General features: G+C 38.1%; 9 protein-coding genes and 1 tRNA gene. 6 read left to right on the top strand and 4 right to left on the bottom strand.

Annotated features, from left to right (window positions below):
• Positions 1-319: 319 nt before the first annotated feature.
• On the bottom strand, positions 320-2,116 hold the full coding sequence (lepA, locus tag V7Z48_RS12600; RefSeq protein ID WP_334113921.1) for a translation elongation factor 4: 1,797 nt from the start codon (positions 2,114-2,116) through the stop codon (positions 320-322).
• Between the two features lie 367 nt (positions 2,117-2,483).
• Here lepA and V7Z48_RS12605 point away from each other — a divergent pair, with 367 nt between their 5' ends.
• On the top strand, positions 2,484-4,925 hold the full coding sequence (locus tag V7Z48_RS12605; protein WP_334113922.1) for an outer membrane beta-barrel family protein: 2,442 nt from the start codon (positions 2,484-2,486) through the stop codon (positions 4,923-4,925).
• Here V7Z48_RS12605 and V7Z48_RS12610 read toward each other — a convergent pair.
• On the bottom strand, positions 4,922-6,037 hold the full coding sequence (locus V7Z48_RS12610) for a TolB family protein (protein ID WP_334113923.1): 1,116 nt from the start codon (positions 6,035-6,037) through the stop codon (positions 4,922-4,924). The two genes, V7Z48_RS12605 and V7Z48_RS12610, sit on opposite strands and share 4 nt — an antisense overlap.
• Before the next feature lie 62 nt (positions 6,038-6,099).
• Between V7Z48_RS12610 and V7Z48_RS12615 the strand changes: the two genes are divergently transcribed.
• Both V7Z48_RS12615 and dusB read left to right on the top strand, forming a co-directional pair.
• The gene (locus V7Z48_RS12615; protein WP_334113925.1) at positions 6,100-7,335 is read left to right on the top strand and encodes a M28 family peptidase; all 1,236 of its coding nucleotides are present in this window, start codon (positions 6,100-6,102) and stop codon (positions 7,333-7,335) included.
• Positions 7,336-7,556: 221 nt separating this feature from the next.
• Positions 7,557-8,552, top strand: a complete 996-nt coding sequence (gene dusB / locus V7Z48_RS12620) for a tRNA dihydrouridine synthase DusB (protein WP_334113927.1) — start codon at positions 7,557-7,559, stop codon at positions 8,550-8,552.
• 1 nt (position 8,553) lies between these two features.
• Here the strand turns inward: dusB and V7Z48_RS12625 are convergent, their stop codons facing one another.
• Together V7Z48_RS12625 and rbfA are read right to left on the bottom strand one after the other, a co-directional pair.
• Positions 8,554-9,759 (bottom strand): ABC transporter permease, encoded by a 1,206-nt coding sequence (locus V7Z48_RS12625; protein ID WP_334113928.1) that lies wholly within the window; start codon positions 9,757-9,759, stop codon positions 8,554-8,556.
• Positions 9,760-10,152, bottom strand: a complete 393-nt coding sequence (rbfA, locus tag V7Z48_RS12630; RefSeq protein ID WP_334113929.1) for a 30S ribosome-binding factor RbfA — start codon at positions 10,150-10,152, stop codon at positions 9,760-9,762.
• A gap of 66 nt (positions 10,153-10,218) precedes the next feature.
• Between rbfA and mce the strand changes: the two genes are divergently transcribed.
• The 3 genes from mce (at position 10,219) to V7Z48_RS12645 (ending at position 12,400) form a co-directional block, all read left to right on the top strand.
• Positions 10,219-10,629 (top strand): methylmalonyl-CoA epimerase, encoded by a 411-nt coding sequence (gene mce / locus V7Z48_RS12635; RefSeq protein WP_334113930.1) that lies wholly within the window; start codon positions 10,219-10,221, stop codon positions 10,627-10,629.
• A gap of 46 nt (positions 10,630-10,675) precedes the next feature.
• Positions 10,676-10,749: transfer RNA gene (locus V7Z48_RS12640), tRNA-Ile, on the top strand.
• A gap of 202 nt (positions 10,750-10,951) precedes the next feature.
• Entirely contained in the window at positions 10,952-12,400 is a 1,449-nt protein-coding gene (locus V7Z48_RS12645; RefSeq protein ID WP_334113931.1) for an ATP-binding protein, read from the top strand.
• Positions 12,401-12,685 lie beyond the last annotated feature (285 nt).

Below are 12,685 nucleotides of genomic sequence, written 5' to 3' on the forward strand. Positions count from 1 at the left end.
AATCAATAGTGAAGGCTTTTTTATTAAGAGATTCCTTTTTTCAAAGGAATTTGCTAATCATTCAGCTTCAAAACCGCCATAAAAGCCTGCTGAGGGATTTCTACATTACCAACTTGTCGCATAAATTCCTGCGAAAGCAGGAATCTCATCAATCGAACCATTGATTACGAACGGGGACTTATAACCCAAAATTAAATGGTAAATGGAATTAAAGCTTGTGCAATAAAGGCAAATATATAAGATAAAATAAAAATGTTTTTTTGGCCTTAGCTCAGGACTATTTTCACAAGTCTGAGATTCCTTTTTTCAAAGGAATTTGTTAATCATTCAGCTTCAAAACCGCCATAAAAGCCTGCTGCGGGATTTCTACATTACCTACCTGACGCATGCGCTTTTTACCTTTCTTCTGTTTTTCAAGAAGCTTGCGTTTACGTGAAATATCACCACCATAACACTTAGCAGTTACATCTTTCCTTAAGGCCTTAATGGTTTCTCGCGAAATAATTTTGGCGCCTATTGCCGCTTGAATCGGAATATCAAATTGCTGTCTCGGGATGAGTTCCTTCAACTTTTCACACATTTTTTTACCAATATGATACGCATTATCCGCATGGATCAAAGCCGAAAGTGCATCTACCGTTTGACCATTCAGCAAAATATCAACACGCACCAATTTTGAGGCACGCATGCCTATAGGTGAATAATCAAAAGAAGCATAGCCCTTAGAAACGGTTTTTAACCGATCATAAAAATCAAACACAATTTCCGCAAGTGGCATATCAAAATTGAGCTCAACGCGCTCAGGAGTTAAGTAAGTTTGATTGGTGATTTGCCCGCGCTTGTCAATACACAAACTCATAACATTACCAACAAAATCAGCCTTGGTAATAATGGATGCTTTTATATAAGGTTCTTCAACACGGTTTAAGGTTGATGGCTCCGGTAAATCGGTTGGGTTGTTTACAATAAGCGCTTCATCGGGCGACTTATTGGTAAAGGCATGATACGACACGTTAGGCACCGTGGTGATTACCGTCATATCAAATTCGCGCTCCAAACGCTCCTGAATGATTTCCATATGCAGCATGCCCAAAAATCCACAGCGAAACCCAAAGCCTAAAGCCGCCGAACTTTCTGGCGTAAACACCAAAGAGGCATCGTTGAGCTGTAACTTTTCCATAGAGTTTCTTAGCTCTTCGTAATCTTCAGTATCTACGGGATAGATCCCCGCAAATACCATAGGTTTTACGTCCTCAAAACCTGCAATGGCATTCTTGGTGGGGTTTTTGGCATCGGTAATGGTGTCACCTACCTTCACTTCTTTGGCTTCTTTTATGCCCGTAATAAGATACCCGACGTCACCAGCTTTTATTTCGTTTCTCGGAAATTGTTTTAGGCGTAAAGTTCCAACTTCATCGGCGTTATACGTATTGCCAGTAGCGATAAATTTGATAAGCTGATTTTTCTTAATGCTGCCATTTAAAACCCTAAAATAGGTTTCAACCCCGCGAAATGGATTGTACACCGAATCAAATATTAAGGCCTGTAAAGGTTCATCTACATTGCCACTTGGTGGCGGTATCCGTTCAATAATAGCCGCTAATATTTCATTAATCCCCAAACCAGTTTTTGCACTGGCTGGAATAACGTCCTCATGTTTGCAACCAAGTAAATCTACAATATCATCTGTTACTTCTTCTGGGCTTGCACTTGGTAAATCTACCTTATTAAGTACTGGAATAATTTCCAAATCGTTCTCTAAAGCCAAGTATAAGTTTGAAATGGTTTGTGCTTGAATACTTTGTGCCGCATCTACAATCAATAAAGCACCTTCGCAAGCGGCAATAGATCGCGAAACCTCGTAACTAAAATCTACGTGCCCAGGCGTGTCAATTAAGTTAAGCACATATTTTTCGCCCTTATATTCATAATCCATCTGGATGGCGTGCGATTTTATGGTAATGCCGCGTTCGCGCTCTAAATCCATGTTATCTAACAATTGCTCTTGCTTTTCTCTATCTGTAACCGAACCAGTAGCATCTAAAAGTCTGTCTGCCAAAGTACTCTTTCCGTGGTCTATATGAGCAATAATACAAAAGTTTCTAATGTGCTTCATTTATCTTTTTCTTGATAACATGCCAGTTAAGGCTGGCAATTTTTTTGGCTGTAAAGATACATAATCCGCTACAATAATAAGAAGTCAAAATCAACACATAAAATTATCCACACAGACTAAATTATCCTTAGAAACATTCTGATGATACCTAGAAAGTAATAAAAGGTGGTCAAGCAAAGACCTCACAGGTTTTTAAAACCCGTGAGGTCTAAAAATCAATTAATTAAAATTATTTTAAGGTGCTTATATAACAGTATTGCTGATGTAACGGATAGCCAGAAAATAGTTCATTTTGTGAAAATGTAATAGTCACCCTTAATCGAATGTGCGGAAAAACCGTAAGCATAAGTTAAAAACTATTTATATATTGCAGCCCAACTCACTACTTGCTATTTCGCTTATGCGCTTATTTGTATTGTTGCTTTTGGTTATTCCAGCTCTTACTGTCGGACAAAACTTTAGTGTTTCAGGCATTGTGGTTGATGCCAATAATCAACCCATATCTTTTTCAAATGTGGTGGTTATGAGACATACGGACTCCACCATAGTAAAAGGCACAAGTACCGATGATTTGGGCTATTTTCAAATAACTAATGTTTTAAAGGGAAAGTATACCGTAAGCATAAGTTTTATTGGCTACACTACACAAAGTATTCCAGTTGATTTAGAGGCAGACGCCGACCTCGGTACGATCACACTTACCGAAGACGCCGAAATGCTTTCCGAAATAAATATTACTTCAACAAGACCTACCATCAAGCGCGCACCAGACCGGTTAACGTTTAATGTTGAAAACACAGCCCTCGTGGAAGGAAATATCCTTCAGGTGCTTAAAAGCACACCTGGGGTTTTGGTGTCCGACGGCAATATTATGGTAAAAAGCAGTACGCCAACAGTGTACATTAACGATAGGAAAGTACAATTATCCCAAGCCGAACTTACAGAGCTGTTGGAAAGTTCTTCTGCAAATAGCATAAAATCGGTAGAGGTTATCACCAATCCATCTGCTCGGTATGATGCCGATAGTGGTGTGGTTTTAAATATTGTAATGGGAAAAAACCTCGTTACAGGTTACCGTGGTTCTGTATTTAATAATTACACCCAAGGGGTATTTCCTAGGTATAATTTAGGAACGAGTCATTTCTTCAAAAACGAAAAATTCAATCTCAATCTTAACTATAGCTATAACGGCAATAAAATTAACCGCGATAACGACGACACAGTTAATTTTTTAGACAATAATAATCAAGTTGAAGAGACATGGCGTTCATTGGTGAACAGAAACACCTGGTCCGAAACCCACAATCTAAACCTCAATTTCGACTATTATTTAAGCGATAAAACCACACTTAGTGTGACCTCTTCTGGCGTTTATATGCCTTATTTTAAATACAGAATCAACAACCAAACGTCCATAGTCGATAGCAACGATGCTTTTTTAGGCCGTTTTACCGCTGATAATATATCTCGTGATGACAAACATAATATCGGAACCGATTTAGACTTGGTGCACCGATTCGAAAAAGGCAGTAAATTGTCCTTCAATGCGCATTTTACTACCTACGATTATACCAGAAATCAAAATGTAGAATCGGAGTTTTTCGACAGTACTAACAATTTAGACCGAACTTCAGAATTTAGAAGCAATGCCAACCAAGGCACACAAATTTATACCTCACAATTAGATTTTAGCTTGACGCTTAGCGAAACCGCTTCGTTTGAAACGGGCGCTAAGTTTTCTAATGTGCAAACCGATAGCGATTTGTCGCAGTTCGATATCGACACCAATTCAGGTGATGAACAGTTCGATCCGCAAAATTCTAATGTATTCGACTACGACGAAAAAGTATTTGCAGCTTATGCCAATTACAGTAAAAGTTGGGAAAAATTTAATCTAAACTTCGGAATGCGCGTGGAGCAAACCAATATTGAAGGCATTTCAGACTTTGGCGCCGTTAGAAACACACAAGATTATTTAGAATGGTTTCCAAATGCGAGTATTCAATATGATGTTTCTGAAAACTTTAGTGTGTATAGCAATTTTAAGCGAAGTCTGCAACGACCAGATTTTACCAACTTAAATCCATTCACTTTTTTCCTTAACGAAAACTATGTAGTAACAGGAAATCCTAATCTCTTACCTTCCTTTAAAAACCATTTTGTAATTGGCACTACGCTTTTTAACTTGTTTACGGTGGAAGCCTACTATATAAAATATGACGGCAACATTGTCGAATTACCACGACAGGATAACGCCACCAATATTATTTCGTATGTACCAGTAAATTTGGATAAAACAGTTGATTTCGGCTTTGATTTTAGCACATATTTCAATGCCACCGATCGTTGGAATATTTACGTTGTCACCTCGTTTTTTAACATGCAAGAATCCACCAATTTTGGAGACGGATTTGTAGAGTTAAATCAATGGTCAAACTATTCGGTATTTAGTAATGACTTTACCTTTTTAAAGGACAATAGTCTCTCGGTTAGCTTCAGTTTATTACTTTTTACCAGAAATTTACAAAATTTGATGTTGGTTGATGAGAGATTTTTTTCAACTTTTAGTATTTCAAAAACATTGTTTAACAAAAACGCCGTATTGTCCTTAAGTATTGAAGATTTATTTAATTATCAAGACGTAAATACGAATACGAGATATTTGAACCAATTCAATTCTAATTTTACCGATGTTGATAATAGAACCATTATGCTTGGTTTTAGATATAAATTCGGAAACACAAAGCTTGAAACCAATGAGCGCAGTTTATCCAGAGACGAAAGACAGCGATTAAAGGTTGAAGATTAATCTTGCCATTCTGCAATAAACAAATTGGTATCGCGCGTACCACCATTGTTGCGGTTAGACGAAAATACCAAATATTTTCCATCATTTGAAAACACCGGAAAAGCATCAAAAGTTTTGCTATGCGTTACTCGTTTCAAATTCTTGCCATCAATATCAATCATATAGAGGTTAAACGGAAAACCCATTTCGGCCTCATAATTCGATGAGAACAAAACCTTTTCACCCGATGGATGAAAAAACGGGCTCCAGTTAGCATTGCCCAAAAAAGTGAGTTGTCTCATGTCGCTACCATCTGCGTTACAAATATAAAGTTCCATATCGGTGGGTTCAACCAAACCATTCGCCAATAAATCTTTATACTTTTTAATTTCAGCTTCTGTTTTGGGTCGTGATGAACGGAAGATAATCTTACTGCCATCAGACGAAAAGAAAGCGCCTCCATCATAACCCAGCTCATTGGTAATTTGTTTAACATCGCTGCCGTCAATGTTCATGGTATACAATTCTAAATCACCACTTCTGGTTGAGGTAAACACAATTTTGTCGCCTTTTGGGGAAACCGTTGGTTCGGCATCATAGCCAACTTCATTGGTTAATTGCTTCACGATATTACCATCTAAATCGGCCATGAAAATATCGTAAGTGTCGTAAATAGGCCACACATAATTGCCATTTTCTCGCAAAGGAACTTCAGGACATAATTCGCCACCTAAATGGGTAGAGGCATAAATAATGTGCTTGTTATCAGGAAGAAAATACGCGCAAGTAGTCCGGCCTAAACCGGTGCTAACCATGGGTGGTTGGCTATCTTCAAACGTGTCGTTAACATTCATAACAAACATCTGGTCGCAGTCAACACCCCATTTTTTGTAGTTGGATTGAAATACCAATTGCTGGTCATCAAAACTCCAATAGGCCTCAGCATTATCGCCACCAAAAGTCACCTGTCTTAAAGATTTAAAATAAACTTCTTCTGGAAATATTAATGGGTTTTCTGAGCTTATTTCAGCTGCTGTTGTTGAAGATACTGTTTCTTTTTCTTTTGAGGTTGTGTTGTTGCAAGAATAAAAGACAAGGCCGCAAATAAGCCCATACATAGCAATTTTGTTCATGAATTGGTGATTATAAAATGGTAATAATTAGCTAATTTTGCACAAAAATAAATATTAAAGTCATGAGAGCCATTCTAATTATCATTTTTTTAATTTCTGTACTTAGCTGCAATCAAACATTGCAATACGAAAACCAAATTGAAACCGATGTGGCTTACCTTGCCGATGATAAACTAGAAGGCCGACAAACAGGTACCGAAGGCGAAGTAAAAGCCGCCGAATTTATTGCCTCAAGATTTGAAAAAATAGGTCTCGAACCCAAAGGCACCGATGGGTTTTTACAACCTTTTTCCTTTAAACCCAAAACAGACCCGCACAAAGAAGTAGAATTTACCACTAACGAAGATGGCAGCATAACTGGCCGAAATGTCTTGGGCTTTATAAATAACAATGCCGAAAAAACTATTGTCATCGGTGCGCATTACGACCACTTAGGCTATGGCGGTGAAGGTTCCTTGTACCGAGGCGATGATAAAGCCATTCATAATGGTGCCGACGACAATGCTAGCGGCGTTGCCGTTTTATTAGATTTAGCGGCGCGAATCAAAACCAATGCAACCAATACACTTAACAATAATAACTATTTGTTCATGGCATTTTCAGGTGAAGAAATGGGACTCTTAGGCTCTAATTACTTCGTGAAAAATGCAACAGTCGAAACCAAAAACATCAACTATATGATTAATATGGATATGGTAGGCAGACTAAAAGCCGATTCAACATTGGCTGTTTATGGTACAGGCACTTCACCTATATTTAAACAAGTGATCCAGGCACATAACGACCATTTCCGAATTGTTGAAAATGAAAGCGGTGTTGGACCTTCTGATCACACCTCATTCTATCTGGCCGATATTCCTGTCCTGCATTTTTTTACCGGCCAGCATGAAGACTATCACAAACCATCCGACGATTCGGATAAACTAAACTACCGAGGAATGAAACTAATTTCAGACTACATTTTTGAAATTATTTCCGACCTAGACGATAACGGAACCTTGGCCTTTAGAACCACCAAAAACGAAAGTGAAGAAACGCCGCGTTTTAAAGTTGGATTAGGAGTCGTACCCGATTATTTATACGACGGTGAAGGCATGCGCATCGACGGCACCCGCGAAGACACACCCGCCTTTAATGCCGGTTTACAAAAAGGCGACATCGTGATAAAACTAGGCGATAGTACCATTACAGACATGATGAGCTATATGCGTGCCCTGTCGGTTTTTGATAAAGGCGACAAAACTACCGTGGTAGTAAAAAGAAATGACGAAAATAGGACTGCTGAATTGCAATTCTAAACTTAGTCTTCAATCTTTTTCAACCCTAAAAAGTGACCTGAACTAGAATTGGAGCCGAAATAATAGTATCATTTGATACTATCAAAACCGTTTTACAATTAAAAACAGATAGGTTTATTTACGATACAACAAACGAAATTGCTTCGCCATCAATTGAAGCTATTTTTTTAAACTTTGGCAATATTGTATAATCAACTAACTTTGCACAAAAAATTGCCCACTTGGTAAAAATAGACCACATAGAACTACCAAACTTCCCATTGCTGCTAGCGCCAATGGAAGATGTATCCGATCCGCCGTTTCGCGCCCTTTGCAAAGAACAAGGCGCCGATGTGGTCTACACCGAATTTATCAGTAGCGAAGGACTCATTCGCGACGCAGCCAAAAGCGTCATGAAACTCGATATTTACGAAAAAGAACGACCGGTAGGTATCCAAATTTTTGGTGCCGAAATGGACAGCATGCTACAAACGGTTGATATCGTTGAAAAATCCAACCCCGATATCATCGATATCAATTTTGGATGTCCGGTTAAAAAAGTAGTGTGCAAAGGGGCCGGTGCTGGTATTTTAAAAGATATCGATTTAATGGTAAAGCTAACCGAAGCCATGGTGAAACGCACCAATCTACCCATAACAGTAAAAACCCGCTTGGGTTGGGACCACAACTCCATTAAAATCATGGAAGTGGCCGAAAGACTGCAGGATGTCGGCTGTAAAGCCATTTCTATTCACGGCCGCACCAGAGCACAAATGTATAAAGGCGATGCCGATTGGGCGCCAATCGCACAAGTGAAAAACAATCCCAGAATGCACATACCTGTATTCGGAAATGGCGATGTCAACACACCAGAACGAGCCGTTGAAATGCGTGATCGTTACGGTTTGGATGGCGCAATGATTGGCAGAGCAAGTATTGGAAACCCGTGGTTTTTTAAACAAGTAAAACATTTCTTTCAAACAGGAACCCACATGGCACCTGTAAGTTTGGAAGAACGCGTGGAAGCCGCTCGACGCCATCTACAAATGTCCATCGATTGGAAAGGCGAAAAACTGGGTGTTTTTGAAACCAGACGTCATTATACCAACTATTTTAAAGGCATTCCAAATTTTAAAGAGTACCGAACCAAAATGGTTACTAGCGATGATTCAGCAGATGTATTTAAAGCCTTAGATGAGGTTTTAGAGGTATTCGCGGGCTATGAGTTTGCCCACTAAATTAGTTAGGCAGTAGCATACTTTTATTGATTCTTGCCGAGGCTATTTTAGAAGCTGCCACTCCTAAAACAGTGATGGTTGCAAACACAACAAAAACATTAAACCACCTAATTTCTACAGGGTAGGGCAGAGAAGCTGTAATCATTAGCAAACTAAATTTTAACTGGAGCAATACAATAACGACTCCTAAAAACAAACCTACAACGCCACTTACCATCGTCATTAAGCTTCCTTGAATAAAAAATATTTTTCTAATATCCTTGGCCGAAGCACCTAAATTAAACAAGGTGTTCAACGATCGTTTTTTGTCTAAAATCATCATGATAATCGCACCAATCACATTAAAAAGCGCAATAATAATCACCAAAGTAAATATGAGATAAACCGCTAAGTTTTCGGTATTGAGCATTTTGTAGAGCGCATCGTTCAGCTGGGCTCTGTTTTTAACAACTACTGGTTCGGGAAATAACGACTTCAATTCACTGATAATAGTGGCTTCACTTGCACCGTTTTCCAGTTTAATTTCCAAAGATGAAATCACATCATCAGGATAATTTAAAAGAATTTTAGCAGCATGGATATCAGCATAAATATACTTCAAATTCAACTCTTCATTAATATCGAACAATCCTACATTAACGGCGTTTATAGAGTTAAAAACATTTTTTACTGAAGAAATCTGACCAGTACCGGGTTTGGGCACATAAATTTGAAGTGTTCTACCAAAATCCAAAACCCCAAACGACAACTCGTTCGAAATACCCCAGCCAGAAACCACTTGAAAGCTATCTTCCATAAACCAACTGCCTTGGGCAATCATACTGTCGATGGCGGTAACACGTCTGAAATTAGTATCAACACCCTTGATGGAAGCCAAAAGATTTTTATCGTCTAAAGACACCACAATGCGTTCTTCAATAACTGTTGAAATGGCCGAAACACCTTCCACCGATGCAATAGAAGCCAATAATGTGGAGTCAACAGCAAGGGTTTTACCGCTGGCTGGCAGCACTTTTAAATCGGGATCCACAAAAGAGGAAAACCCCAAACTAAACGTTTTAAGTCCGGCAAAACCGGAAAGTACAATAAATAAAGCAGCAGAGGCAATTACAATACCAGCCGAAGCAATGATGGTCATAATATTAATAGCATTGGTGCTGCTTTTAGACAGCAAGTACCGCTTCGCTATATAAAAGGAAACATTCAATTACGACTTTTTGCGTTTGTCTAATAAATCGGGTTTTTCCAAAGGATTGTCTTCGCCCCTTAAAGATTTTTCGATATTGTCGATATACTTCAAGCTATCGTCAATAAAAAACTCTAGTTGTGGCATTCTACGCAGTTGATGGCGGGTGCGTTGCGCCAATTCGTGACGTATAGCAGGTTTGTTAGAGCGGATACCTTCTAGAAGTTCTTTGGCACCAGCATTAGGAAAAATACTTAAATACACTTTCGCAATCGACAAATCAACAGTAACATTTACCTTGCTCACCGAAATAATAACGCCTCTCATGCCGCCCGAACTAGCGGCACCTTGTAATACGTCAACAAGATCTTGTTGTAAAACTCCGGCTATTTTTTTTTGTCTATTGCTTTCCATGATGCAAAATTAAGCTTTTATCCAAAATCTTAACGATTTTTGTACCTTTAAGTAAAAATTAAGTACATGTTAAAGATTGAACATATAGGAATTGCTGTAAAGGACCTCAACCAGTCTAACGCATTATTTGCCAAGTTATTTGGCGAAGCGCACTATAAAACCGAAGCCGTAGAAAGTGAAGGTGTAAAAACCTCATTTTTTAAAGTCGGACAAAACAAAATTGAACTCCTAGAAGCCACCAACAGCAACAGTCCCATAGCTAAATTCATAGAGAAAAAGGGTGAAGGCATTCACCACATTGCCTTTGATGTCGCAGATATCCATGCTGAAAAAGAGCGGCTTAAAGCCGAAGGCTTTGTGGTATTAAACGAAACACCCAAAAAAGGCGCAGATAACAAATGGGTGGTATTTTTACATCCAAAAGGCACCAATGGTGTATTGGTAGAATTATGTCAAGAAATCAACGATAATCATTAAAAATTTTGTGCCATTATAAAATATGTAGTAATATTGCAGCCTTATTGGTCCCATAGCTCAGTTGGTTAGAGCACCTGACTCATAATCAGGTGGTCCTTGGTTCGAGCCCAAGTGGGACCACAAATGTTTAACAAGCCTTTCAATAAAATGAAAGGCTTTGTTGTTTGAAAAATGTTTCGTCTTGGCAGGGATTGTACCAGACAGGTCTTGACCTATCCCACGAATATAAAATGAATTAGCTATCCCTTAAAACAACATTTAAGTAAAAATAAGCATTTATATAAATACTTATTTTTACATTTGTGTCATAATAAGCTATATTATGAGTTTTGATACCGTTATTCCAACAGCTAAAAGAATAGAGCGCCTGCAATATGAAAACCCTTGGTGGACAACCGGTAACGTCCAGCAAGTTTATCGAGATATGATTAAGCGCTTGTATTTTAATTTGTTTTATCCATTTGTAAAAGAAATAGATATCAAACGCGCCGTGGTACTTATGGGTCCGCGTCGGGTAGGTAAAACAGTCATGATGTTTCACAGCATTCAAGAGCTCATACAAGAAGGTATCTCACCACAAAAAATCTTTTTTATAGGCATAGACAATCCTATTTACATGCACTTAAGTCTAGAAGATATTTTGTTATTGGCAAAAGAAGCTGTGCAAGTAGATAATTTGGATGGTTGTTTTGTTTTTTTTGACGAAATCCAGTATCTGAAAGATTGGGAACGCCACCTTAAAGTATTGGTAGATAGGCATCCAAAAACCAAGTTTGTGGTATCTGGGTCGGCTGCTGCTGCTTTGCGATTACAAAGTACAGAAAGTGGGGCTGGCAGATTTACCGATTTTATGTTGCCACCACTCACCTTTCATGAATACATACATTTGAAAGGCTTGGGGCACTTGGTACAGGCCAAAACCATAGTTTACAACGGAAAACAAATTCCTTTTTTTACAACCCACGATAACAAAGCATTCAACAAAGAGTTTTTTCACTATCTCAACTTTGGTGGCTACCCGGAAGTGGTATTATCCGAAAAAATACAAAGCGATATGGGTCGCTATGTCAAAAGCGATATTGTAGATAAAGTATTGCTGAGAGACTTACCCACTTTATATGGTATAAAAGACGTGCAAGAACTAAACAGTTTTTTCACCTATGTGGCATATAACACAGCCAATGAATTTTCATTCGAAAAATTATCTAAAGATAGTGGCATTGCAAAAGAAATTATTAAAAAATACTTAGAATATCTTGAAGCGGCATTTTTAATTAAAGTCATTCATAAGGTAAGTGATACGGCCAAAAAATTTAAAAGAATAACGAGTTTTAAAGTGTATTTAACCAATCCTTCTTTACGAACCGCTTTATTTTCGCCCATTACAGAAACCGATCACGAAATGGGCAATATGGTGAAAACAGCCATTTTTTCACAATGGATGCATCGAGAGCAGCTCGATTTAAAATATGCCCGCTGGAAAATGGGACGCTCAGAAGGCGAGGTTGATATTGTACTGCTAGACAATAAACTATTTAAACCCCAATGGTGCGTAGAAGTAAAATGGACTAACCGTTATTTTGAAAAACCACAAGAATTAAAAAGCTTACTACATTTTTGCCGACAAAATAAGTTTAGCGCAAGTCTTGTTACCACCATTGATGTCTTAGGCAATAAAACCATTGAAGAAATCAATCTAACCTATGTTCCTGCTGCAGTTTATGCTTACAACATAGGCGTAAACACACTGGAATTAAAATCAAATTGGTGAATAAATTCAACCGAAATCTTACAGAAATTACTTTAATGCATCCAATGGTAAAACTGCCCGGAAAAACCAAGTGATGTAAAAATTTAATGGTATTACGGAATTCCGTAAAAAAACAAAACACCATCACCCTATTTTTGTATTAAAATACACTCAAATAACAGGTTTAACCTATAGAAGCATTTGATTGTTAAGTTGTCTGAGGAGATTTGTTATATTTGAAAAACTATAATGTCTAACATCTTATATTCCGGGATAACAGTATTATTTATGATGATATAAGTTGTT

Origin of the sequence: Paucihalobacter sp. (assembly GCF_036825875.1) — a bacterium.
Classification (GTDB): Bacteria; Bacteroidota; Bacteroidia; order Flavobacteriales; family Flavobacteriaceae; genus Paucihalobacter.

What these genes read in the sequence shown, in the direction of transcription:
- lepA (WP_334113921.1), bottom strand. Translation starts at nt 2,116, where the DNA reads ATGAAGCACATTAGAAACTTTTGTATTATTGCTCATATAGACCACGGA.
- V7Z48_RS12610 (WP_334113923.1), bottom strand. Translation starts at nt 6,037, where the DNA reads ATGAACAAAATTGCTATGTATGGGCTTATTTGCGGCCTTGTCTTTTAT.
- V7Z48_RS12615 (WP_334113925.1), top strand. Translation starts at nt 6,100, where the DNA reads ATGAGAGCCATTCTAATTATCATTTTTTTAATTTCTGTACTTAGCTGC.
- rbfA (WP_334113929.1), bottom strand. Translation starts at nt 10,152, where the DNA reads ATGGAAAGCAATAGACAAAAAAAAATAGCCGGAGTTTTACAACAAGAT.
- mce (WP_334113930.1), top strand. Translation starts at nt 10,219, where the DNA reads ATGTTAAAGATTGAACATATAGGAATTGCTGTAAAGGACCTCAACCAG.
- V7Z48_RS12645 (WP_334113931.1), top strand. Translation starts at nt 10,952, where the DNA reads ATGAGTTTTGATACCGTTATTCCAACAGCTAAAAGAATAGAGCGCCTG.